Origin of the sequence: Marinobacter sp. NFXS11 (genome assembly GCF_040148675.1) — a bacterium.
In the GTDB taxonomy this organism is placed as follows: domain Bacteria; phylum Pseudomonadota; class Gammaproteobacteria; order Pseudomonadales; family Oleiphilaceae; genus Marinobacter.
Genome location: NZ_JAGDDV010000002.1, coordinates 858,770 through 881,420 on the forward strand (window position 1 = coordinate 858,770; position 22,651 = coordinate 881,420).

Annotated in this window: 22 protein-coding genes; 13 read left to right on the top strand and 9 right to left on the bottom strand. The window is 57.9% G+C overall.

Annotated elements, in window-relative coordinates; genetic code table 11:
* Nucleotides 1-14 precede the first annotated feature (14 nt).
* The gene (locus J3362_RS12910) at nt 15-2,123 is read right to left on the bottom strand and encodes a 4Fe-4S binding protein (RefSeq protein ID WP_349520196.1); all 2,109 of its coding nucleotides are present in this window, start codon (nt 2,121-2,123) and stop codon (nt 15-17) included.
* Between the two features lie 109 nt (nt 2,124-2,232).
* On the opposite strand from J3362_RS12910, the gene yghU reads away from it, so the two are divergent.
* Nucleotides 2,233-3,105, top strand: coding sequence for a glutathione-dependent disulfide-bond oxidoreductase (gene yghU, locus J3362_RS12915; RefSeq protein WP_349520197.1), 873 nt, complete (start codon nt 2,233-2,235; stop codon nt 3,103-3,105).
* Nucleotides 3,102-3,662 (top strand): LOG family protein, encoded by a 561-nt coding sequence (locus J3362_RS12920; protein WP_349520198.1) that lies wholly within the window; start codon nt 3,102-3,104, stop codon nt 3,660-3,662. The genes yghU and J3362_RS12920 overlap by 4 nt, the downstream gene beginning before the upstream one ends.
* A 31-nt stretch (nt 3,663-3,693) precedes the next feature.
* Here the strand turns inward: J3362_RS12920 and J3362_RS12925 are convergent, their stop codons facing one another.
* From J3362_RS12925 to J3362_RS12935, 3 genes are all read right to left on the bottom strand, one after another.
* Nucleotides 3,694-3,867 (bottom strand): hypothetical protein, encoded by a 174-nt coding sequence (locus J3362_RS12925; protein ID WP_349520199.1) that lies wholly within the window; start codon nt 3,865-3,867, stop codon nt 3,694-3,696.
* Nucleotides 3,868-3,968: 101 nt separating this feature from the next.
* Nucleotides 3,969-4,712, bottom strand: a complete 744-nt coding sequence (locus J3362_RS12930) for a spermidine synthase (RefSeq protein ID WP_349520200.1) — start codon at nt 4,710-4,712, stop codon at nt 3,969-3,971.
* A gap of 6 nt (nt 4,713-4,718) precedes the next feature.
* Nucleotides 4,719-5,051 carry an ankyrin repeat domain-containing protein gene (locus J3362_RS12935; RefSeq protein ID WP_008176856.1) on the bottom strand — a complete coding sequence of 111 codons (333 nt, stop codon included), beginning with the start codon at nt 5,049-5,051 and terminating at the stop codon, nt 4,719-4,721.
* Nucleotides 5,052-5,165: 114 nt separating this feature from the next.
* Here J3362_RS12935 and J3362_RS12940 point away from each other — a divergent pair, with 114 nt between their 5' ends.
* From J3362_RS12940 to J3362_RS12950, 3 genes are all read left to right on the top strand, one after another.
* Nucleotides 5,166-5,789 carry a YbhB/YbcL family Raf kinase inhibitor-like protein gene (locus tag J3362_RS12940; RefSeq protein WP_349520202.1) on the top strand — a complete coding sequence of 208 codons (624 nt, stop codon included), beginning with the start codon at nt 5,166-5,168 and terminating at the stop codon, nt 5,787-5,789.
* Nucleotides 5,790-5,967: 178 nt separating this feature from the next.
* Complete coding sequence (locus tag J3362_RS12945; protein ID WP_349520203.1) at nt 5,968-6,819, top strand: UDP-2,3-diacylglucosamine diphosphatase; 852 nt, start codon at nt 5,968-5,970, stop codon at nt 6,817-6,819.
* Nucleotides 6,820-6,999: 180 nt separating this feature from the next.
* Nucleotides 7,000-8,679 (top strand): ABC transporter permease, encoded by a 1,680-nt coding sequence (locus J3362_RS12950; protein WP_349520205.1) that lies wholly within the window; start codon nt 7,000-7,002, stop codon nt 8,677-8,679.
* Between the two features lie 7 nt (nt 8,680-8,686).
* Here J3362_RS12950 and J3362_RS12955 read toward each other — a convergent pair whose 3' ends face one another.
* A complete protein-coding gene (locus J3362_RS12955; RefSeq protein ID WP_349520206.1) occupies nt 8,687-9,802 on the bottom strand; it encodes an ABC transporter ATP-binding protein in 1,116 nt (371 codons plus the stop codon).
* A 193-nt stretch (nt 9,803-9,995) separates the two neighbouring features.
* On the opposite strand from J3362_RS12955, the gene J3362_RS12960 reads away from it, so the two are divergent.
* On the top strand, nt 9,996-11,018 hold the full coding sequence (locus J3362_RS12960; protein ID WP_349520208.1) for a Fe(3+) ABC transporter substrate-binding protein: 1,023 nt from the start codon (nt 9,996-9,998) through the stop codon (nt 11,016-11,018).
* A 143-nt stretch (nt 11,019-11,161) separates the two neighbouring features.
* Nucleotides 11,162-11,854, top strand: a complete 693-nt coding sequence (locus tag J3362_RS12965) for a TVP38/TMEM64 family protein (protein WP_349520210.1) — start codon at nt 11,162-11,164, stop codon at nt 11,852-11,854.
* 16 nt (nt 11,855-11,870) lie between these two features.
* Here the strand turns inward: J3362_RS12965 and J3362_RS12970 are convergent, their stop codons facing one another.
* From J3362_RS12970 to J3362_RS12985, 4 genes are read right to left on the bottom strand one after another with little or no spacing between them, the layout of a single operon-like run.
* The gene (locus J3362_RS12970) at nt 11,871-13,043 is read right to left on the bottom strand and encodes an ADP-ribosylglycohydrolase family protein (protein WP_349520211.1); all 1,173 of its coding nucleotides are present in this window, start codon (nt 13,041-13,043) and stop codon (nt 11,871-11,873) included.
* A gap of 45 nt (nt 13,044-13,088) precedes the next feature.
* Entirely contained in the window at nt 13,089-13,400 is a 312-nt protein-coding gene (locus J3362_RS12975; protein ID WP_349520213.1) for an EthD family reductase, read from the bottom strand.
* Nucleotides 13,397-13,663 (bottom strand): anti-sigma factor family protein, encoded by a 267-nt coding sequence (locus tag J3362_RS12980; protein WP_349520214.1) that lies wholly within the window; start codon nt 13,661-13,663, stop codon nt 13,397-13,399. The genes J3362_RS12975 and J3362_RS12980 overlap by 4 nt, the downstream gene beginning before the upstream one ends.
* A complete protein-coding gene (locus tag J3362_RS12985; RefSeq protein ID WP_273155801.1) occupies nt 13,657-14,274 on the bottom strand; it encodes an RNA polymerase sigma factor in 618 nt (205 codons plus the stop codon). Before J3362_RS12985 ends, J3362_RS12980 begins: the two co-directional genes overlap by 7 nt.
* A 254-nt stretch (nt 14,275-14,528) precedes the next feature.
* On the opposite strand from J3362_RS12985, the gene J3362_RS12990 reads away from it, so the two are divergent.
* From J3362_RS12990 to ectB, 6 genes are all read left to right on the top strand, one after another.
* Nucleotides 14,529-16,718 carry a dihydrolipoyl dehydrogenase family protein gene (locus tag J3362_RS12990; protein WP_349520216.1) on the top strand — a complete coding sequence of 730 codons (2,190 nt, stop codon included), beginning with the start codon at nt 14,529-14,531 and terminating at the stop codon, nt 16,716-16,718.
* Nucleotides 16,705-17,676: a radical SAM protein gene (locus J3362_RS12995; RefSeq protein WP_349520218.1), complete on the top strand. Its 972-nt coding sequence runs from the start codon at nt 16,705-16,707 to the stop codon at nt 17,674-17,676. The genes J3362_RS12990 and J3362_RS12995 overlap by 14 nt, the downstream gene beginning before the upstream one ends.
* A gap of 444 nt (nt 17,677-18,120) precedes the next feature.
* A complete protein-coding gene (locus tag J3362_RS13000; RefSeq protein ID WP_349520220.1) occupies nt 18,121-19,524 on the top strand; it encodes a sodium:solute symporter family transporter in 1,404 nt (467 codons plus the stop codon).
* A 4-nt stretch (nt 19,525-19,528) separates the two neighbouring features.
* Nucleotides 19,529-20,479: a hypothetical protein gene (locus J3362_RS13005; protein ID WP_349520222.1), complete on the top strand. Its 951-nt coding sequence runs from the start codon at nt 19,529-19,531 to the stop codon at nt 20,477-20,479.
* A 149-nt stretch (nt 20,480-20,628) separates the two neighbouring features.
* A complete protein-coding gene (gene ectA / locus J3362_RS13010) occupies nt 20,629-21,144 on the top strand; it encodes a diaminobutyrate acetyltransferase (protein ID WP_014578976.1) in 516 nt (171 codons plus the stop codon).
* Nucleotides 21,145-21,352: 208 nt separating this feature from the next.
* Nucleotides 21,353-22,621: a diaminobutyrate--2-oxoglutarate transaminase gene (ectB, locus tag J3362_RS13015; protein WP_349520224.1), complete on the top strand. Its 1,269-nt coding sequence runs from the start codon at nt 21,353-21,355 to the stop codon at nt 22,619-22,621.
* Nucleotides 22,622-22,651 lie beyond the last annotated feature (30 nt).

A 22,651-nucleotide genomic window follows, 5' to 3' on the forward strand; every position in this document is an offset into this window, starting at 1 on the left:
GGCAACGAAGCGGGTCAGCCCGCGTCCGTTGCCAGTATGTTTGCCTGTCTTGATCGCTTTTTGGTCTCGAGCCGTTTGTCCACGCACCGGGTGTCATCTTCGAGGATAACCACGCATTCCAGGCACTGGATGCATTCGTCGTAATCGATGCTGCCATCCTTGCGAATGGCATTGATGCCGCACTCATTCTTGCAGTGCTGGCAGGGGTTGCCACAGAGCTCGACCCGGACCAGCCAGCTGAACAGCCGGAACCGGCCAAGCACCGCAAGGCCGGCGCCCAGTGGGCACAGGTAGCGGCAGTAGAATTTGTGGATGAACATGCCGATCACAAGCAGGCCGACGGCGTAAAGCACGAAGGGCCAGGAGCGAACGAAAAACAGGGTGATACTGGTTTTGAATGGCTCCACTTCCGCCAGTTTTTCGGCGATGGTCAGGGAGTAGAAAGCGGTACCCACTAGAGCGAGCAGGATCGGGTATTTGAGCAGGATCAGGCGCCGGTGCCATTGCTCGGGCACCTTGATCTGGCGGAACTTCAGTTTTTCGCCAAGCCAGGCGGCCATTTCCTGCAGGGCCCCGAACGGGCAGAGCCAGCCACAGAACAGGCCGCGGCCCCAGATAAACAGGGTTATGAATGTGTACACCCAGAGAATAAAGATGATCGGATCCAGCAGGAAGACATTGAGGGAGAAACCGTCCCAGATCGCCAGGAACAGGGTGTAGATGTTAACCACCGAAAGCTGGCCCTGGGCGTAGAAGCCGATAAAGAACAGGGTGAAAAACAGAAATCCCCAGCGGAACCGGTGTACGAGCTTCGGGTTGCGGCTCAGGGTTTTCTGGCGGGCGAAGAACACGGTCAGAACGGTCAGGCCGATTACCAGCAGTGAAATCTGCCACCAGCGTTCTTTCCACAGGCCGATCCAGACCGGTTGCCGGGTGTCTTCCGGGTTGGGGGCAACCTCGACGGCTTCAAACAGGTCTTCGTTGAACCGAACCGGGATATTCAGGGACGTGCGGTCCACCATCAGGTGATTGCGGGCCAGTTCGACGTTGAGCTTCAGATTGGCTTCCGCCCCGGGGTTGAAGCCGGCGTTACCGCCCACGCGGAACAGGTTGCCGGCATCGAATGACGGGATGCCGGCCGCCCGAAAATCGAGATTCTGATCCAGCAGGTTCAGATCGCGCATTTCCACGGCAAGGTTGTTCTGGGTGAGCCCAACACGGTCTGGAGAGCTGCCGGGCACGAACTCGCGGGAAACGTGGGGAAAGGCGCCCCGGGACATGACGGCCAGAACCTGTGCGCCGTCATCCAGCCGTTGCATGAGGCGCTGGTAACCATCGTCTCCGAGCAGGTTCCGTCCCACCATGGGCGAATTGATGTAGGCGAAGAAAAGCTCGGTAAAAGGTTCGCCGTCTGCGGGCTCGATGTCCATGGGGTAGTCTGAAAGAGGCCGGCCCAGCTCGGCCTCGATGGATTCGGCGGCAATCTGCCAGTGTCCAATGTAGCCGCGATCCACCAGCTGCTGCCAGGACATGGGCTGGTAGAAATCCTGTTTCGCCCGTGTGGGTGCGCTCTGGGCAAAGCCCTCGAGTTTCTTACGGGCCACCTTGAGGGCTGAAGAGAGCACGGTGTCGTTGATGATCAGGACCGAAACCGTGGCCTTGCTGACACCGTCAAAGTGCACCACGTTGCCGTCACTGGTTCGTCCGGAACGGCTGGAGTTGGAGGTACTGACAATAATCTGCTCTTGTAACGAATGCCCTTCGTATTGGTCTACAAACTCGAACAGGGGGGCTTCGCCAAGGCCATGGAGAAAGACCGGCTCGTGGTGGTTCAGCACCTTGATGCCGGTGAAACGCCCTTTGCTGTCCAGGCCGATCAGCATGCTGATCGGTTTGCCGGCAAAGCCCTGGAGCCGGCTGTGGTCTATGGTTTCGTAGGCATAGCCGAGCAGTTCCTGGAGTTGATAAACCGGGTACACGGGAAAATCCGGCAGCTTGTCTTCAATGACCGTTGCCGAGGGAAACAGCTCCTGGATCAGCGCCCGCTTGCTGTCTGACAGCTCGGCCTGGACCGGGGGCATTACAAACAGACAGGCAAGAAGGAGCACAATGTGCCCTGCCATGGGGTACTCCTGTGGTTCTTTTTGTTTGATCTTCCATGCTAGAGTTTTCGGCCCCGGGCTCAATGCGACCTCGGAGCCAGCTGAATGCTACTTTGTGAGGAGAAATGCCATGACCGACGCTACCTACACGCCACCCAAAGTCTGGAAATGGGACTCCGAGAGCGGAGGTCGGTTTGCCAGTATCAACCGCCCGATCGCTGGTCCGACCCACGACAAGGAGCTACCGGTTGGCAAGCACCCATTGCAGCTTTATTCGCTGGCGACGCCCAACGGGGTGAAAGTGACGGTGATGCTGGAGGAGCTGCTGGAACTGGGTATTGAAGAGGCCGAGTACGATGCCTGGCTTGTCAAAATTACCGAGGGCGACCAGTTTGGCAGCGGTTTTGTGGAGGTGAACCCCAACTCCAAGATTCCGGCCATGGTGGACCACAGTGTCACCCCGTCCATCCGCCTGTTCGAATCCGGGTCCATCCTGCTCTACCTGGCGGAAAAATTCGGGACGTTCCTGCCCAAAGACATGGCCGGTCGTGCCGAAACCATGAACTGGCTGTTCTGGCAGATGGGCAGTGCGCCCATGCTCGGTGGCGGCTTCGGTCATTTCTATGCCTACGCGCCGGAATACTACGAGTACCCAATCAACCGCTACACCATGGAAGTCAAACGTCAGCTGGATGTGCTCGACCGGCAGCTGGCCAATAACCGCTACATCGCGGGCGACGAATACACCATCGCCGATATGGCTATATGGCCCTGGTACGGCGCACTGGTGAAAAACAAGGTGTATGACGCGGCCGAGTTCCTGGAAGCCCACACCTATACCAACGTCATTCGCTGGGCGGATGAGATTGCCCAGCGTCCGGCCGTCAGGCGTGGTCGCATGGTCAATCGGGCCTGGGGCGAGCCCAGCAGCCAGTTGCATGAACGCCACGATGCCAGTGATTTTGAGACCCAGACCCAGGACAAGATCGGGGACGGTGAATGAAGGTCGCGGTCTATTGCGGCTCCCGGTCGGGCAATGATCCGCTCTACGCGAACAAAGCCCGGGAGCTGGGTGACTACTTCGGTCGCAATGGTATTGAGCTGGTGTTCGGTGGAGGCCATGTCGGCCTGATGGGGATCGTAGCCGATGCGGTCCTGGCCGCGAGCGGCAGGGTCCACGGGGTCATCCCGGAGCATCTTCGGGACCGTGAGCTGGCCCACTCCGGCCTGACCGAGCTGCATGTGGTCAAAAACATGCACGAGCGCAAGGCCCTGATGGCCGATCTGGCCGATGGTTTTGTTGCGCTGCCTGGCGGCATTGGCACCCTGGAAGAGCTGTTCGAAGCCTGGACGTGGGGCCAGTTGGGGCTGCACCAGAAGCCTTGTGCTATCTACAACGTCAACGGGTTTTTTGACCCTTTGCTGGCGATGGCGGAGAACATGGAACGTGCCGGTTTTTTGCAGCAGCAATACATCGACATGCTGATCCGGACCGACCAGCCGGATCGCCTGCACAGGGCCTTCCGGGACTATCGGAGTCCCGGAGAAAAATGGACCTGATCGTGCAGGGGCCCGGCGCAGTCGGGCCCTGTTACTGCTCGTTCTTGGCTTTCTGAATGGTTTCCAGCTTCTCGTGCAGCAGGGCCTCAAGCTTGATCAGCTTCTCGCGGTTTTCCTCATTAGGCCGGTTGGTGTAGAGATCGACGTAGGTCTGGGTGACCTCGCTCAGTACCGGATGTAGCTTTTTGTAGTCTTCCTCACTCATGGTCAGTACTCCTCTCGAACACTGTGGATTCCATACCAGTAACTATGGATCATCCCCAATAATCATCAAGGACGCAGATCAACTCCGGGACGATTTTCAGCTCACTCCATCCGGCTGACTTTCGCCATCAATCGACGCCAGTCTATTGGTAGCCGGTTCTCCAGTTCCTCCAGCAACGGGTCCTTGGGGTGCACTGACTGGAAGTGCTTTTTGCTGGCGTAAACCACGGTGTTGTTGCTTTTGCTTCGAAAGCCAAGAAGCACCGCAAAGTGCCTCTTGAGCCTCCGGAAGTAAGCCCCCTGGACATCCGGGGTCCGGTGGTAATTCAGCACCAGCCAGCCGTCCTCCGTGAGCGACCGGGCGCACTCATCCACGAACTGTTTCTGGGCCTGTGCAGGGCTCATCCGGTCTGCGTTGTACAGATCGGCCAGAATCATATCCGTACTCGCCACCGGCAGCTTTTCCAGGGCATCCCTGGCATCGGCAATGGTGATCTCAAGGCGCTCACTGCCGGGCAGATCAAAAAATTCCCTCGCGGTGTCCAGCACCGCCTGGCGAAGCTCGACGGCGTGTATCCGACACTCGGGATAAAGATGGTGAAAAGCGCCGGCCATCACGCCGCCGCCCAGGCCCAGAATGGTGACGTGGCGAGGGTTGGCAAATACCGCCGGCAGCATCATGGCCCGGTTGTACTCATGCACTGGCAGATAGGGAAAGCGGCGATCAATCTTGCTTTGCTCGAACACCGAATTGAAGGTAAGCACCCGGTGTTTGCGGTAATCGACCACCAGAATGCTGCCCAGGGCATCCCGGGTGTGGTGGATAATCTCGCCTTTGTTGAACATGCCGGCTTACCGGCCGGATTCTTCGAACAGGCGCTTTACGCTGTCGGTCTTTGCCAGCGACAGAGCGGTATTGCCGTTGCTGTCCTTCGCTTCGCGATCGGCGCCTTTTTCCAGCAGCAGACGTACCGTTTCCGGGTGGCCGTGCTTGCTGGCCAGGATCAGCAGGGTCTCGCCCTCGCTGGTGCGCATGTTCACCGGGACGCCGGCATCAAGCATCACGCTCAGAGGTCCGGCACCGCCGTTGCGGGCCAGTTCGAAAATACCCTGGGCGAAGGCAACCGCATCCTCGTCTTTCTGGTTTGCGGGCTGTTGCGGCTTGCCGGGCTTCTGTTGGCTCATCGGGGCTCCGTGGTCAGTTCAATCGGTTTTGTGTTAAAAACGTATTATCACAGAATGAGACTGTCCCAGACACAGTCAATGAGCCCAAGGCCAAAAACCACAGGAGGCAACGCCGTGAAACTACAGGTTCAAGGCATAGACGAAGGCCAGCCGATTCCGGAGAAATTCGCATTCGGGGTCTACAGTGAAGAAGATCACATGAGTTTCGGCCCCAACCGGAATCCCGAGATTGTCTGGGAAGATGCGCCAGAGGGCACGAAAAGCTTCGTGGTGATGATGTTCGATCCGGACGTGCCCAGCGTTGCCGACGACGTGAATCAGGAAGGTAAGACGGTTTCAAAAGATATTCCCCGCGTCGACTTCTTCCACTGGCTGCTGGTGGATGTGCCTGCCGGCACCACCCGGATTCCGGAAGGTGAGGACAGCGATGGTGTGATTCCCAAGGGCAAGGAGCCGGGTCCTGGCCCCATCGGTATCCGTGGCGTGAACAACTACACCCAGTTTCTGGCGGGGAATCCCGACATGAACGGCACTTACGCCGGGTACGATGGCCCCTGTCCGCCCTGGAACGATGAGATCCTCCATCACTACCACTTCGAGGTGCACGCACTGGACGTGGATACCCTTGCGCTGGATGGCGAGTTCGATGGTAACGATGTGCGCGAAGCCATGGCAGGCCACGTACTGGCCAGCGCCCGGGTGACGGGTACCTACACCCTGAATCCGGACCTGCGCTAACGGATTCCAGACACCGGGCAGTGATACTCCGGTAACCCCATCGGTTACCGGATAGCCATCGTTCCCTCCCCCTGATTCCTTTCTGAACGTCACAGAAGTGTCTTATTGTTGTCATGTCCCCGTCACCCGGTCTTGCCAAGGTGTCAGCATCCGGAATGGTTGAAAGACGGGAGGCAAGATGCGGAGCTACCGGAGCGTTTTCATTTCCGATGTGCACCTGGGCACGGCTGACTGCCAGGCCGAGTATCTGCTGGATTTCCTGAACCAGGTCCGCTGCGAAACTCTTTATCTGGTGGGCGATATCATCGACCTGATTGCGATGCAGCGACGGGTTCACTTCCCGGATTCCCATCAGGCCGTCATTCACAAACTCATTGAGCTGGCGGCCAGTGGAACGCGGGTGGTCTATGTGCCCGGTAACCACGACGATTTCCTGCGCCGGTTCTGCGGCCAGACTATTGCCGGTATTGAGCTGTGCTACAAGGCCATACACACCACCGCAGATGGTCGACGCTTCATGGTCTGCCACGGCGACCAGTTTGATCAGGTGGTGCGATGCAGCCCACTGATGCTTCTGGTCGGTGACCGTGCCCACGGTATCCTGCTCCGCCTGAACCGCTGGTTCAACGCCTGGCGCCGGCTCAAGGGCAAGCCTTACTGGTCGCTGGCAGCCTGGGTAAAGAGCAGAATCGGCAAGGCGCGCACGTTCATCCGGCGGTTTGAACTGGCGGCGCTGACGGTCGCGGAAAAGGGCAACTACGACGGTTTTATCTGCGGCCACATCCACTCCGCCGGCTTCCTGCGCAGCGAAGATGGTCTTTACTGCAATGACGGCGATTGGGTAGAACACTGCACGGCGCTGGTGGAGCAGGAGAACGGCACACTGGAGCTGCTGCATTGGTCGGAAAACCCCAATATTCTGGCCAGAGAGCCTGACGCCCCGCATCCGGATGTGTGCGGAGACGCCCGGCCGGTGATTGATACCTTGCCTACGGCGTTCGTGGAGCAGGTCAACCGGCTCGCCAGCTGAGCAGCGGTGTGCGGCGACCACGGCCGCCTGCCCTGGTACTCGCTCGGGCCCCTCGAGGCTTCAATACCTTTCCTTCAGGGTGGCTATTTTTCATAACGCCATCGTATCCCTTATACTCCGTGTCCCTACCAGCCCTTCATAGGCTTTATGGCTGAACATACGACATCACAGACAAGCGGTTTGGCTGGCGCTGGCCCCGGAACCGGCGCCGCCAGTCATCGCGCGCGTCGTCTCAACGCCTGGACGGTCAGCACCCTCGTGATCGCCCTGCTGGTCGCGATGCCAGTGCTGGTCATCCTTGCCCATGTGTTTTTCCCGTCTGGTGAAGTCTGGCAACACCTTGTCAGCACGGTGCTTGGAAGATACCTCAGTAACACCGTGGTGCTCAGTGTCTCTGTGGCCGTAGGAACCACCCTGATTGGCACTGCCTGTGCCTGGCTGGTGGTTATGTGCCGGTTTCCCGGCAGGCGGCTGTTCGAGTGGGCCCTTCTGCTGCCGCTGGCGGTGCCAACCTACGTTATTGCCTATGCTTACACGGATTTCCTGCAGTTTGCGGGGCCATTACAAAGCGCCTTGCGCGACTGGTTCGGCTGGGAGTTTGGCGACTATTACTTTCCGGATATCCGGTCCCTGGGCGGTGCTGCCCTGCTGATTACCATGGTGCTCTACCCCTACGTGTACCTGCTTGCCCGGGCGTCCTTCATGGAGCAGTCGGTAAGTGCACTTGATGTTGGCCGCACTCTCGGCCTGGGGCCGTGGCGTATGTTCAAACGCATTGCTCTGCCGCTGTCCCGTCCTGCGATCATCGGCGGCGTTTCGCTGGTCCTGATGGAAACACTGAACGAGTTCGGGGCAGTCCAGTTCTTTGGCGTCGATACCTTCACCACCGGAATCTACCGGACCTGGTTTGGCCTGGGTGAGCCGGTTGCAGCGGCTCAGCTGGCAGCCTGCCTGCTGGTGTTCGTGGTTCTTGTTGTTGTTCTGGAACGCGTTTCCCGCGGTGGCAAGCAATACCATACCTCGGCACGTTATCAGGCGTTGCCCGAGTATTCGCTGAATTCAGGTCAGGCTGCGCTCGCCTTTGCAGTGTGTTTCCTGCCTGTTCTTATCGGTTTTATTGTTCCGGCCCTGATTCTGCTGGAAATGGCGATTACGACCGGCGACAGCCTTTTCGGGACGCGTTTTCTGGAGTTCGCGTTCAACAGCCTCATACTCGCCTCAAGCGCGGCGCTGGTTGCCGTTACGCTTGCGGTAACGCTGAGTTACGGCGCGCGGCTGAATCCCAGCTCCTGGGTCCGGAGTGCGAACCGGATTGCGGCCATGGGCTATGCCATCCCCGGTTCTGTCATTGCCGTGGGCATCATGATTCCGCTGGCCTGGCTGGATCAGAAGCTCAATCTCTTTCTTCGTGACAACTTTGGTTTCATGGTGGGTCTGGTGCTCAGTGGCAGCGCTTTTGTCCTGATCTACGCCTACACGGTGAGATTCCTGGCCGTGTCCTTCAATACGGTTGAGGCCAGCCTGGGGAAGGTTACGCCCTCAATGGACGCAGCTGCGCGAACCCTCGGTCAAACCGCCGGTGGCACCTTGCGCAAGGTTCATACGCCGATCATGCGCAGTAGCCTGCTGGCGGCCGGTATACTGGTGTTTGTGGATGTGATGAAGGAGTTGCCGGCGACCATCATACTCCGGCCGTTCAATTTCGATACCCTGGCGGTCCGTGCCTACAGCCTGGCCTCTGACGAGCGATTGGCCGAGTCGGCCATGTCCTCCCTCGCCATTGTTGTGGTCGGGATCATTCCCGTGGTCATTCTGAGCCTGGCGATGCGTCGTTCCCGCCCGGGAAGTAAAACGGGGTAGCCACGGTTTACTCGCCGAACAGAAAAACCTGCGACATATCCAGCTCAAGCGAGACAGCCTGCCCCTCCTCCGGCAGGAACACCCCGGGCACTTTTGCATGCAGGTGCATTTCCTGCCCGTCTGGCCCGTGAGCACAAATATGCAACAGACTGGTCGGGCCGAGCAGTCGGGACATCAGAACATGGCTGGTGCGGTCATCACCGGCCTGTCCTTCAAGTTGCCTGACTTTGACCGCCTCCGGACGGATCAGAATTCGAACGCTGCTGCCGTCCCCGAAACCTTTAGCCTCCAGGTGGCCCAATGGCGTTGTCACCACGCCGTTGTGGACAACGCCGCGATGTTCGTTCACCTGCCCGAAAAAGTTGACCACGAACGGCTCGGCGGGATTGCAGTAGAGATCCGTAGGAGTCCCCGTTTGCACGATCTCTCCGTTTCGCATCAGTGCGATCCGATCCGCCATGAACATGGCTTCCTCCGGGTCATGAGTAACCAGAAGGGTGGCCGTGTTCAGCTCTTTCAGCACATGCAGCGTATCGTCCCGAATCTGGTCGCGCAGCCGGGCGTCAAGGCTGGAGAATGGTTCGTCCAGCAGCATGACTCGTGGCGAGGGAGCAAGGGCCCTGGCCAGGGCTACCCGCTGCTGCTGACCACCTGAGAGGGTATGTGGGTAAACATTGGCGGCATCGGCCATGCCCAGGCGCCCCAACAGTTCGAGTGCGCGGGAACGTTGCTGCTTTTTCGGCATGGAGCTGATGCCGAAGCAGACGTTCTCCAGCACCGTCAGATGGGGGAAGAGTGCAGATTCCTGGAATGCCAGGCCCACATTCCGCTTTTCCGGTGGTACCTGCACGCCACCGGGTGCCGAAACCAGGGAGCTGCCGAGAAAGACTTTGCCTTGAGAAGGAATCTGGAGGCCTGCAGCGATACGCAGCAGCGTTGTTTTGCCGCAGCCAGATGGGCCGAGGAGGCAGACAACTTCGCCCGCTTCCAGATGCAGGTTGATGTCTTTGACAACGCTATCGCCATGGAACTGGCAATGCACGCGGTCAAGCATCAGTGACGGACCTGACAGGCCGTTCTCGAGTTGGTCGCTGTAGGTTGGGCTTTCCTGATAAATGCTCATGGTGCCGATCCAGCCTTCCGGTTCAAACTCCAGTGGAGATGCAATTGTAAGCTTGTTGCGTCTGATTGTGTATTGAATACGTAAAAGCGACTGATTCCTATTTATTGACTTCTATGCCTAGGTTCGTTTAAATCACATCTAAATATTAATCGTTTTCATCTGCAATAGTAATTAACAACCAAGGAGAGATCCCGTGGTATCTCATAAAGCGACGTTGGCAGCCACTGCCCTGGCAACAACACTGGCAGCCACAAGTGTCTCCGCGAGTGAAGTCAACCTATACTCTGCGCGGCATTACGATTCGGACCAAGCGATTTATAACGCCTTCACCGAGGAGACCGGCATCAAGGTAAACCTGATTGAAGGCAAGTCCGATGCGTTGATCCAGCGAATCCAGCGGGAAGGTGTCGCCAGCCCGGCGGATATCCTGATCACCGTTGACGCGGGTAACCTCTGGCGAGCCGACCAGGAAGGCATTTTCCAGCCGGTGGATTCCGAAATCCTGAACAGCCGTCTGCCGGATTCCCTGCGTCATCCGGAAGGGCATTGGTTCGGCTTCAGTCAGCGTCTGCGCGTGATCTACTACGATCGTTCAGACTTTGATCCTGCCCGGATCAGTCAGTACGAGGACCTGGCCAAGCCGGAATTCAAGGGCGAGATCTGCATCCGGTCCTCCAGCAACATCTACAACCAGTCATTGCTGGCAAGCCTGGTTGAGTACCACGGCGAAGAAGGCGCTGAGGAGTGGGCGCAGGGCGTAGTCAATAACATGGCCCGTGATCCCCAGGGTGGTGACACCGATCAGATCCGCGCTGTGGCTGCCGGTGAATGCAACCTGGCGGTTGGCAACCATTACTACTACGCGCGCCTGCTGAACTCTGATGATGTTGCAGACCGTGAAGTGGCCCGTGAGGTTGGCATTATCTTCCCGAACCAGGATGGCCGCGGTGTTCACGCCAACATCGGTGGTGCGGGTGTGGTGGCTACCGCGCCTAACCGCGACAATGCTTTACGGTTCCTGGAGTTTCTGTCTTCCGATACTGCTCAGCAAATTTTCGCTGAGAGCAATCACGAGTTCCCGGCTGTAGAAGGTGTACTGAAGAATCCGGTGCTGGATTCCTGGGGCAACCTGAACATTGATGACATCAATGTGAGCGTTCTGGGCACCAACAACCCGGAAGCGGTGAAAATCTTCGATCGTGTGGGATGGCGTTAATCGAAGTGTCACGAAATTGATTGCACATTACGCTTGCGAGAGCGTGCCGAAGGGCCGGATGTTGATATGACATCCGGCCCTTTACTTTTTATTGAGGCACCGGCTGTGCTTCCTGTTACCGGATGAGCGGGTAGAATAGCCGGATGACCCGATCGCCGCTGGTTTTCCGTCTCTCCTTTCTTGCCATTGTCGCGTTTTTGATGGCCATGATCTGGCTTCTGCTGCGGCAACTGGGCATGCCTGCCAGCTTTGCGCCAACGGTGCTGTCTGACTGGTTTGCCAGTCAGGGGGCTCTTGGGCCGGTATTACTGATGCTCCTGATGGTTCTTGCTGTCGTGGTCGGGCCAATACCCACCTTGCCGATCAGTGCGGCGTCCGGCCTGGTTTACGGAATGTTCAACGGAACGGCAATCGCGGTAGCCGGTGCCCTGGCGGGTTCGCTGATTGCCTTTTATCTGGCGCGAGTGCTTGGGCGGGATGCTGTTCAGCAAAAGCTTGAAAACAATCCCGTATTCTCGGCCAGAGGGTCACAGCGGTTCCTGTTTATTGCCGTTCTTCTCACCCGTTTGATCCCGGTGTTTTCCTTCGCCCTGATCAGCTATGCCGCCGGCGTAACGGCGATACACCTCTGGCGTTACGCCCTGGCAACGGTCATTGGAATGTTACCCATGACCTTTGTGTTTGCCGGGTTGGGGCATACCCTCGAGCTTAACCCCACCCTGACCGTTGTAGCGGCAGCCACGGTATTGCTGGTGATGAGCACGTTGCCCCTTTACCTGCGGCGTCGCCCACATTCCCGTCTGGCTCGCTGGCTGCAGCTGGATGGAAGGGTATGATGCCCGCTGCAGAATCTCAATTTCCCAAAAGCGACTCGATATCCTGATAGACGGTCGCAGCATCCGTTACCCTGGCGAGCCAGCTCAGGGGGATGCCCTTCTCACCGCCAACACCGTGCATGGCCGCCATGGCCGGGCCAATCAGCCAGGCTCGACCGCAGGAGTCGCCGCCACAATGAATATTGGCGTGGATGGCTTCGGTGTAGCTCCGGGCCGTGTTCAGAATGTGAAAGCTGACCGGCATGGCTTCCTGCAGGTAACAGGTACGGCCAAACGTATCACCGGCAGCAACGCCGTTCAGTTCCGAGCTCTCCAGTGCCCGTTTGAGGGACGCCTGATCGGGTGCTTCGGCGATGGCCGAATTCATTGCCTTGGCAAGAGGCTCCCCCCTGAATAGCCCGTCCAGAAGCACCGCTGCACACTTTGCCCAGGCAACGGCCTCGTCGTTGTGATTGGTAACCCGCACGGCTGCTTCAACAACGTCCAGGAGGTTGCTGCTTCCGCTATGGCAGGCAACCAGTGGCGGCAGTTTGGACACCGCAGGCAGCTGCATGTCGTCGGCGCCACTCTCCGGTTCCAGATTGCGGTCGATGGTTTCCGCCAGATGAACGCCGGCCTCCTGAATGGCCTTTTCCTTGTACGTCAGGCTGATGGCCTCGCGCACCGGTTGTGCAAGCGCGCTGCCGCTCAAACGACGGGTGTAGGGCATGACCTTCTGCACCAGAATTCGCTTCTGTTTGTCGGAAAGATCATCCGGCATGCCGGACTGCGCCTCCTCGACCGCCTTGCGCTCGATCGCATTGAAATTCTCCAGCGTGATCCGTGTCGGGTTATCGATAAATCCCCGCCACTGGCCACCGGGCCCAAAGAACGAACGAAACCGGCGCTGGTAATCGCGGATGTCCAGACTGCCGTTGGTGGCCAGTAAACTGTCGGTCAGCACGCCGGTGGCAGCGCCGTAGTGACTCACATCGCCAACCTGTTTCCCCTCGTGAGCGAAGTAACCGAATCCCTTTGTGTAGTACTCGGATCGTGGAGGCAGGAATTCGGGCGACTGTCCACCCACCTCCAGAATGCGCTCGCTGTTGTAGAGCCAGTGCAAACCCAGGCTGGCTGCGTCTGCGACCCAGCCTCCAGCCAGAGCAGCGGTGCTGGCGGCTTTTCTTTCGTGAGGAAGATGGCTGACCATGGGGGGGGGTCCTTGATGTCTGGTTTGTAAGTCCGACCTGAAGGATTATTCGATAACGTCGCTGATCTGGACCGTTGGCTGAACGTTGGTGAAGTTTGGAATGTCGCCAAGAATTTCCTTGGCATGGGGGCCGAACGCGGTCTGGAAATCACCAACAGAGTCAAAATACATATGGCCCATGGCAATGTAGGTGGGGCCTTCTCCGGGAGTGCCTCCGGCCAACCCCGATTCGATGGCTGTACGCTTGCAGGCATCGCCCAGCCTGTTGCGGACCAACGCCATATGCGTGTCTCGGTAGTAGGCGAGGTCAAAGGTGCTTTCTGCGGTTTTCGGATACATGACGCTGACTTTGATCATTTTGGGCCTCGGTTTGTGGAATCGCGGGGACCCTCTTTTAGCGCCTGGGCCACCCGTTCGTCAATCTTGCGGATAAGCCCCTCGTCTGCCTGGCCAGAGGAATGTGCTTTTAACATGTCGGTGCTTGCCCGCAGATTGCCAATAAAGGTCCGGCAGTCCTTGCACATCATCAGGTGCATTTTGACTGACATGTTCTGGAGAGCAGGCAGCTCGCCATCAATATAGTCGCTGGCAATTACCGCGAGATCCCTGCACATCAGCATTCGCCGGTCTCCTGGAAATTCTCCACCATCAGAAAGATCTTTTGCCTCGCTCGATGCAAAAGTACACGCAGATTAGAGGCACTGACGTCCAGAATGTTACAGACGTCATCGGATTTATGCTGGTGGGCTTCGTAGAGCATCAGCGCCGAGCGCTGGGTTTCCGGAAGGGAGGAGAGGTGTTTGTCGAGGCAATCGCTGAGAGCGCCGTTCTCCATCAGGGTATCGGCGGATTCATGGAATTGAAGTTTGGGTGGCAGCTCCCAGCGTCCTTTGGCGTTAAAACGATGGGCCAGTTCTGGCTCCAGGCTGTCCGAAAAGTCTGTTGGGACTTCCCTGTTGGCCGATCGAAGCTGATTCTTGCAACGGTTGGCAACAACCCTGTGCAACCAGGTTTTTAAACCTGAACGACCTTCAAAGCCATGGATCGCATCAATAACTTTAACCCAGCAATCCTGAACGGCCTCTTCTGCACTGGAATGATCCAGATAGAACCGGGCGACTGCTAACATGCCGGGGGTGTAGGCACGTACTGCTTCCTGAAAAGAATCATTATCACCCGTTTTCAAGCCCTGAATCAGTTCTATCTCCTTTTCCCGACTTGAGTCAGTCATGACCGTTCCCTTTTATGAGCAATTGTTCAAGAATAGCAGTAAGTTTGGAAATCGGTCGATAAGTTCCCGGCGTATTCGGCAGGCGGTGTAATCAAATTGTTAGATATTCATGAGCAATCGTTGACACAATGCGTTGCCGAACGACGTACAACAACGGTAAGCCGGTAGCGAACACTGAGCCCAAGGTTTGATGTAACACTTCCGGGATTGGGGTGTCTCTTCGTTATCACGTTCAAGGTAGAAAGGATTATTTCATGACACTCAAGAAATGGATTCTGGTCGCGTTGATTGCGGCTGTGGTTGTCGGGTTTATTGCCAGTGGCGGTAGCGAGCTTCTGACCCTCGAGAACCTGAAGGAAAACCAACAGTCCCTGGGTAACTGGATTGACCAGAATCTGTTGGTTGCGGTGCTGGGCTTCGTTGTTGTTTATGTCGTGGTAACAGCGCTTTCTCTGCCAGGCGCTACTATCATGACGCTGGCCGGTGGTGCGTTTTTCGGCAATCTCTACGGTCTGGCAGCCGTCTCCGTTGCTTCAACTATCGGTGCGTCGCTTGCTTTCCTGGTGGCGCGGTTCCTGATGCGAGACACGCTTCGAAAACGGTATGGCGAAACCGTGGCGAAGATGGATCGCGGCATTGAAAAAGACGGCGCCTTCTACCTTGCAACCCTGCGGCTTGTGCCGGTGTTTCCCTTCTTCCTGATCAACCTGGCCATGGGCCTGACGGCCATGAAGCTGCGCACCTATGCGCTGGTAAGCTGGATCGCCATGTTGCCTGGCACCTTTGTTTACGTTAACGCCGGCACCCAGTTGGGCCAGATCCAGTCCACCGGGGACATTGTCTCGGCCGATCTGCTGCTCTCCTTCGCGCTGCTGGGTCTGTTCCCGCTGATTGCCAAATTTGTGGTGGGCTTTATCCGCCGCCGCAAAGTGTACGCCGGCTGGCAGAAGCCCGAACATTTCGATTACAACCTGCTGGTCATAGGCGGTGGCTCTGCCGGTCTGGTATCCGCCTATATTGCTGCAGCGGTGAAAGCCAAGGTGGCTCTTATAGAGAAGCACAAGATGGGTGGCGATTGCCTGAATACCGGCTGCGTGCCCTCCAAAGCGCTTATCCGCAGCGCCAAGGCTGCCGACACCCTGCGCCATGCCAATCGGTACGGGCTGGAGGCGGTGCCCGTTAAAGGCTCGTTCAAGACCATCATGAACCGGGTCAAGGATGTTGTCGCCAAAGTGGAGCCCCACGACTCCCCGGAGCGTTACCGAAAGCTGGGTGTGGACTGCATCGCCGGTGAAGCCAGCTTCGTGTCGCCCTGGGAGCTTGAGGTCCGGCACAACGATGGCCGCACCGAGCGCCTGACCGCCCGCAGTATCGTTGTTGCTACCGGCGGCAAGCCGGCCGTACCTCCGATTCCCGGTCTCAAAGACATGCAGCCGCTGACGTCCGACAACCTGTGGGAGCTGGAAGAGCAGCCGGAACGTCTGTTGGTGCTGGGCGGTGGTCCGATTGGCTCCGAACTGGCCCATGCCTTTGCCCGGCTGGGCAGCAAGGTGACCCAGGTGGAGATGGGCGAGCGCCTGCTGGCCAAGGAGGATGAGGATGTCTCCGAACTGATTCTGAAGCAGTTCCAGGCGGACGGCGTGGATGTCCGGCTGAAACATGCTGCTGCCGAGTTCCGTATAGAGGAAGGAGAGAAGGTTGCCTACTGCGAGCACGACGGGGAGCGGGTGCGCATTCCTTTTGATCAGGTTCTGGTTGCTGTTGGCCGAGCTGCCAACACCGCCGGCCTGAACCTGGAGCGGATTGGTGTGGATACCCTGCCGAACGGAACCGTACCGGTAGAGGAAGACATGAGCCTGAGGTACCCGAACGTATTTGCCTGCGGCGATGTGGCTGGTCCTTACCAGTTTACCCACGCGGCGGCCCATCAGGCCTGGTACGCGGCGGTCAACGGTCTGTTCGGGCAGTTCAAGCGCTTCAAGGTAGACTACCGCGTAATGCCCTGGGTGACCTTTACCTCGCCGGAAGTGGCGCGGGTGGGACTCAGTGAAGCCGAAGCCAAGGCGCAGGGCGTGGCCTACGAAGTGACCCGCTACGGGCTGGATGATCTGGATCGTGCCATTGCCGAGAGTGAGGATCATGGTTTTATCAAGGTGCTGACCCCGCCGGGTAAGGACAAGATCCTGGGCGCCGTTGTGGTTGGCAGCCACGCCGGGGAAATCCTGGCGGAGTTCACCCTGGCGATGAAGCATGGCCTTGGTCTGAACAAGATCCTGGGCACCATTCACCCGTACCCGACCTGGAACGAGTCGGCGAAATACGCTGCCGGTGAATGGAAGCGCGCTCATGCCCCCGAAGGCATCCTGAAGCTGCTGGAGAAGCTCCATGGCTGGCGCCGTGGGAAAAACACGAATACACCGAGGAGCGTCTATGCCCCTGACTGAAACCAGACCGGCCCGGAAACAACGCATTCCGGCTGTGGAAGTCCTAGAACCCCGGGCCCGCGACAGCTGGACCCACACCCGCAATGGCGACCCGAGAGGTTACATCGATGCGGACAAGCTGAAAGAGCTGTGGATCCACACCGGCACCGCCTGCAACCTGGCCTGCCCCTTCTGCCTGGAGGGCTCCCACCCCGGCGATGGCCGCATTCCTGGCATGAAGCTCAGTGACGTAAAGCCGTTTATCCACGAAGCCATCGACATGGGGGTGGAGCAGTTTTCCTTCACCGGTGGTGAGCCCTTCGTGATCCGGGACTTCGTCAATATCCTGAATTACGCCAGCCAGCACCGGCCCTGCTTCGTGCTGACCAACGCCACCGAGCCGCTGCACAAGCGCCAGCATCAGGTACTGCCTTTGCTGGACAACCCCTACCCGATTCATTTTCGGGTCAGCCTGGACTTCCCGGACAGGGCCCGTCACGACAAGGACCGCGGCGACGGCAGCTTCGACGAGGCTTTGCAGGGCATCCGCTGGCTGGTCGAACAGGGCTTCAAGGTGTCCATTGCCCGCCAGACCGATCCGGAGGAAATTCCGGCAGATGTCGAAGCCGCGTTCCGTGACATCTTCCGAGAGTGGGGCATTCCGGAGAACCTGGCATTCACCGCATTTCCGGATCTGGGTACGCCAGGCTCGGAAGACGGCAGCCCGGAGATTACCGAGACCTGCATGGAGAAGTATCCGACGAAGGAATCCCGGTCGCACTTTATGTGCACCTATACGCGGATGCTGGTGAAGAAGGGCGACCAGGTTCGGGTGTTTGCTTGCACGCTGGTGGACGATGACCCGCAGTACGATCTGGGTGGCACGCTGGCGGAGAGCATGGATGAGCGCATTATGTTGCGGCATCACCGGTGTTTTTCCTGTTACCGATTTGGGGCCAGCTGTTCGGCGCCGGCTTGATTCTGGTGTAGGGCCGCTCAGGACTGATAGTTGGTCATTGGCGGCCTGGGAGGTGAGGTTATTTTCCCTTGGGAAAAACAACTCGCTTCGCTCAGACATCTTTTTCCTGGCGGGAAAATAACCTCACCACCCAGACCGCGGACAGGGCTTTGCCATTCGGTTGCTGAGTGGGAAGAAAGATAGAAAAGCAAAGCGCATAAAAAAGCTGTCGGTCCAGTCTATAGGCTATCTCCCTTGCCGGGGAAACCAGAACAGAAGTTGAACAAGGGGCAGGCCGGTAGGGGGTTCAAAAAATGTGGAGCGCCAGGGATGGCGCGACCAAGCCCCCCATGGATGGGTTCACGGGCGTTTTTTTGAACCCCCTACCGGCCTGCCCCGAAAGCACCAAATCAAAAACCCCGGGAAGGCCCCGGAACAAAGCACAAAGAACAAAGGTACGAAAACATGAACTTCACAGAGGCCTCCCTGTTCTGGGGATTCCTGCTGGTCTACGGCGTGGTGATGTATTGGCTGTCGCCCCGGAGCAAGAACGCGAATTCGTTCTATAAGGGTGCCGATGACCAGGGTAACCCGGTGGGGCAGTGGTCGCTGACGGCCAGTATTTTTATCAGCTGGATCTTCGCCAAGTCGGTGACCAATGCGGCGAACCTGGGTGCGGCTTATGGTGTGGTGGGCGGTCTGGCTTATGCCAGTTACTGGTTGTCGATTCCAGTGGCGGGCTATGTGATCTATCTGATCCGGACCCAGACCGGGGCCAAGAGTCTGCAGGAATTTCTGACCTCCCGGTTTGGCCGGCTGGCCAGTCTGGCGTTTGCGGCGGCGATTCTGATCCGGCTTTATAACGAAGTCTGGAGTAATACGGCGGTGGTGGGCGGTTATTTCGGGTTGCCCGGTGAGTGGGAGTATTACGCGGCGGCGATGCTGTTTACGGTGTTTACTCTGGCCTACAGTCTGAAAGGCGGGCTTCGGTCGTCGATTTTCACCGATGTGATTCAGGCTTTTGTGTTTGTGTTCTTTGTGGGCGCGGTGCTGTTCCTAATCATACCCGCGAACGATACCAGCGCCCTGCTGACCAATGGTGAGTTCCGGCTCAATGCCGGCTTTGATCTCTTGCTGGTGGCTTTGCTGCAGCTGTTCAGTTATCCGTTCCACGATCCGGTGCTGACCGACCGGGGCTTTGTGAACAAGGAAAAGACCATGCTCAAGAGCTTTGTGGTGGCCGGGCTGCTGGGCTTCGTGGCGGTGTTTATCTTCAGTCTGGTGGGTGTTCACGCCCGGCTTAATGGCATTGAGGCCATGGGCAACGCGCCTGCTGCCGTAGGCCAGTCTCTGGGCCTGGCGGCGTTGTTCTTTATGAGCGTGGTCATGATGACCTCGGCGGGCTCGACCCTGGATTCCACTTTCACGTCGCTGGCCAAGTCGCTGGCGGTGGACCTGCCCAGGCTGGCGCAACGTGCTTCTGACACGCTGCCGAGCATGCGGGTGGGTGCGATCGTGATGGTGATCTTTGCCTTCCTCGGCAACCTGCCGATGTTCGCCGGCACCGATATCCTCAAGGCAACTACCATCTCAGGGACGATGGTCATGGGGCTGGCGCCGGTGTTCCTGTTCTACGGTTTCACCAAGTGGTCGCCCTGGAGTTTCCACCTGAGTTTCTGGACTGGCCTGGGCCTCGGGCTTTTGTTGGCGGTTGGCCTGATCCCCTCCAGCTGGGCCATTGGCGATGGCAAGTACGCCATGTTGCTGGGCGTGAACGCCTATGGCTTCCTTATTTGTACGGCTGGCTTCTTTACGCCTTTATTGCTTCGTCGCCTTGCCGGACGGTCACTGGCGGCGGGGGAGGCCTGAGCCGATGAGCGAAGGCCGCAGCTGTCCGTTGGCGTACCGGTACTCTGCCGAATCGCTTTGCCAGGATCCCCGAACGGTCTCTGAGGACGTGCTGTATATCATTGGAGGGCTCTACGGAAATCCCTGGGCCCTCGATGAAATCGAGCAGATGGCATTGGCGGAAGAGCGGCAGGGGCATCGGGTGAAGCTGGTGTTCAATGGTGACTTCAACTGGTTCAACGCCAGCGATAGCCTGTTCCGAACCATCAATAACCGGGTGTTGGATCACACGGTCAGTCTCGGGAATGTGGATTTCGAGCTGGCGAATCCCAGTGCCGGTGCCGGGTGCGGTTGCGCCTACCCGGATTTTGTCGATCAGGGAGTGGTGGAGCGATCGAACCTTATCATGGAACGGCTTCAGGGCATTGCCTGGGAGCATCCTGATATCCAGCGTCGTTTGTCCTTGCTGCCGCGGTATCGATGCCTGATCTTTGGAGGCCTAAAGGTTTTGGTGGTGCATGGGGATCTGGAGTCTCTGGCCGGATGGGGATTGGCTCACGAAGCTTTTGTCGAAGGTAACGATGGCAAGCTCTCGGAATGGTTCCTGGCGTCGGGGGCCGATGTGATTGCCTCAACCCACACGTGCCTGCCGGTGCTCTGGTCGGGGCTGGTGGGTGAGCAGAGTCGGGTAGTGGTGAACAATGGCTCCGCAGGCATGGGGAATCTGCAATCAGACCCGCGTGGGCTGATCACCCGGATTGGTCTCTCCAGCCCTTTCATTGAGCCTGTTGCCGGAATTGAGCGCCAGGGTCTGCATGTCTCTCTGCTGCCGGTATCCTTCCCCCTGGAGGCCTGGCTGCCGGAGTTTGACCGGTTATGGCCGACCGGCTCGCCCGCCGCCATCTCCTATCGAAACCGGATTCTGACGGGCACCTCACTAAGTGCCGACGATGTGATTTTCCCTGCACTAATTTAACCATTTTGTCACTGGCGAATGCTTCAATCCGGTCTATTCTGAAAGAGTGGGTCGGGGCCTTGCCGTAGGCGGGTTTTGAGCTGTACTTGAAATATATTTTGTGGTCTATATAATTCAACACTAACTTTTTGCCACGAATTGATCTCGCTATGACATCAGAAGGATCGAATACCACCGCCATCACGCTTCGCACACCGGTGAAAGATGATGGCTTCAGGCTCCACCAGCTGGTGGCAGAGTGCCCCCCGCTGGACCCCAACTCGATTTACTGCAACCTGTTGCAGTGCAGCCACTTTGCCGAAACCGGCGTGGCCGCGGAGAAGGACGGCGATCTGGTCGGCTTTATCTCCGGATACATCCCTCCCCAACAGCCCGAAACCGTGTTTGTCTGGCAGGTGGCCGTGCATGAGAAAGGTCGTGGACAGGGCCTGGCCAAGCGGATGCTGAAAGAAATCGTTGGCCGTGATGCGTGCAAGAACGTCACCCATATGGAGACAACCATCACCGAGGACAACGAGGCTTCATGGGCGCTGTTCCGTTCATTCGCCCGTGATATGGGAGCCGAGCTCACCTACCACGAGCATTTCGAGAAAGAGACCCACTTTGGCGGCAAGCACGATTCCGAATTCTTGCTGCGCATAGGGCCTTTCACGAAGCCAGCCTGAGGGCCGCGGTCCTGGATCAGCCCGGCAACAAGATTGCGGGGCTGTGAACGACTGTAAAGCTGTGATTTGAATTAGCCGGCGGACCACTGAGGTAGGTCTGTCACAGGGCTTTAATCAACGCACGGTAGGCCTTATCGCTACCCCATCAGCAGTTTTTGATAAGCCACCGCGCATCTACCTCGAACCTGACATGCTAAGAGGCAAGACGATGGAAATTTTCAAGTCGACTGAATCCGAAGTACGTGTATACAGCCGTGCGTTTCCGGTTATCTTCAACCGCGCCAAAAACGCGCACCTGTACACCGAAGATGGCAAGGAATACCTGGATTTTCTCGCCGGCGCCGGGTCCCTGAACTACGGCCACAACAACGATACCCTGAAGAAGGCACTGCTTGAGTATATCGAAGCAGACGGCGTGAGCCAGGGCCTGGATATGTTTACTACGGCCAAGCACGATTTCATGGAATCCTACAAGAAGCATATCCTGGATCCCCGTGGTCTGGACTACAAAATGCAGTTCACCGGTCCCACCGGCACCAACTGTGTGGAAGCAGCCCTGAAACTGGCCCGTAAGGTAAAAGGCCGCAGCGGCATTATCTCCTTTACCAACGGTTTCCACGGCGTGACCATGGGCGCGGTTGCCACTACGGGTAACAAGCATCACCGCGGCGGTGTTGGCACGCCCCTGGGCAATGTCGACTTCATGTTCTATGACGGCTACCTGGGCGACGATGTCGATACCCTGGCGATCATGGATAAACTGCTGAGCGACGGCTCCTCCGGTTTTGAGCTGCCAGCGGCGGTAATCGTCGAAGCGGTTCAGGGCGAAGGCGGTCTGAACGCCTGTCGCGCGGAATGGCTGAAAGGCCTGTCGGAGCTGTGCAAGAAGCACGATATTCTGCTGATCCTGGATGATATCCAGGCGGGTAATGGCCGCACCGGCGAGTTCTTCAGCTTTGAATTTGCCGGTATCAAGCCGGACATCGTAACCGTTTCCAAGTCCCTCAGTGGCTATGGCCTGCCGATGGCCCTGGTGCTGTTCAAGCCGGAACTGGACGTGTGGGATCCGGGCGAGCACAACGGTACCTTCCGCGGCAACAACATGGCGTTTATCACTGCCTGCGCTGCTGTCGAGAATTACTGGAAAGACGATGCCTTTGCCAATGAGGTGAAGGCCAAGACCAAGGTGCTGGGCGATGCCCTCCAGTCGATTTGCGACAAGTACCCCGGTCAGTTCAAAATGAAGGGGCGCGGTTTGATGCGTGGTATTGAAGCAAAACACGCAGACATCACAGGCCCGATTACCAAACGTGCCTTCGAGCACGGCCTGATCATCGAGACCAGTGGTCCGAATGATGAAGTCATCAAGTGCCTGATGCCGCTTACAACCAGCGAAGAAGACCTCAAGAAAGGGGCTGCTCTGCTGGCAAAAAGTGTGGACGAAATCATGCAGGAAGGGCTTAGCGAGGCGTCGTAAGACGCCTGCACATCCGGACATTCATGCTGC

Coding starts and splice junctions, on each gene's coding strand:
- J3362_RS12965 (WP_349520210.1), top strand. CDS start 11,162: ATGACCCGATCGCCGCTGGTTTTCCGTCTCTCCTTTCTTGCCATTGTC.
- ectA (WP_014578976.1), top strand. CDS start 20,629: ATGACATCAGAAGGATCGAATACCACCGCCATCACGCTTCGCACACCG.
- J3362_RS12925 (WP_349520199.1), bottom strand. CDS start 3,867: ATGAGTGAGGAAGACTACAAAAAGCTACATCCGGTACTGAGCGAGGTC.
- J3362_RS12970 (WP_349520211.1), bottom strand. CDS start 13,043: ATGGTCAGCCATCTTCCTCACGAAAGAAAAGCCGCCAGCACCGCTGCT.
- J3362_RS13000 (WP_349520220.1), top strand. CDS start 18,121: ATGAACTTCACAGAGGCCTCCCTGTTCTGGGGATTCCTGCTGGTCTAC.
- J3362_RS12910 (WP_349520196.1), bottom strand. CDS start 2,123: ATGGCAGGGCACATTGTGCTCCTTCTTGCCTGTCTGTTTGTAATGCCC.
- J3362_RS12990 (WP_349520216.1), top strand. CDS start 14,529: ATGACACTCAAGAAATGGATTCTGGTCGCGTTGATTGCGGCTGTGGTT.
- J3362_RS12945 (WP_349520203.1), top strand. CDS start 5,968: ATGCGGAGCTACCGGAGCGTTTTCATTTCCGATGTGCACCTGGGCACG.
- J3362_RS12955 (WP_349520206.1), bottom strand. CDS start 9,802: ATGAGCATTTATCAGGAAAGCCCAACCTACAGCGACCAACTCGAGAAC.
- yghU (WP_349520197.1), top strand. CDS start 2,233: ATGACCGACGCTACCTACACGCCACCCAAAGTCTGGAAATGGGACTCC.
- J3362_RS12985 (WP_273155801.1), bottom strand. CDS start 14,274: ATGACTGACTCAAGTCGGGAAAAGGAGATAGAACTGATTCAGGGCTTG.
- J3362_RS12935 (WP_008176856.1), bottom strand. CDS start 5,051: ATGAGCCAACAGAAGCCCGGCAAGCCGCAACAGCCCGCAAACCAGAAA.
- J3362_RS12975 (WP_349520213.1), bottom strand. CDS start 13,400: ATGATCAAAGTCAGCGTCATGTATCCGAAAACCGCAGAAAGCACCTTT.
- ectB (WP_349520224.1), top strand. CDS start 21,353: ATGGAAATTTTCAAGTCGACTGAATCCGAAGTACGTGTATACAGCCGT.
- J3362_RS12995 (WP_349520218.1), top strand. CDS start 16,705: ATGCCCCTGACTGAAACCAGACCGGCCCGGAAACAACGCATTCCGGCT.
- J3362_RS12920 (WP_349520198.1), top strand. CDS start 3,102: ATGAAGGTCGCGGTCTATTGCGGCTCCCGGTCGGGCAATGATCCGCTC.
- J3362_RS12980 (WP_349520214.1), bottom strand. CDS start 13,663: ATGCTGATGTGCAGGGATCTCGCGGTAATTGCCAGCGACTATATTGAT.
- J3362_RS13005 (WP_349520222.1), top strand. CDS start 19,529: ATGAGCGAAGGCCGCAGCTGTCCGTTGGCGTACCGGTACTCTGCCGAA.
- J3362_RS12930 (WP_349520200.1), bottom strand. CDS start 4,712: ATGTTCAACAAAGGCGAGATTATCCACCACACCCGGGATGCCCTGGGC.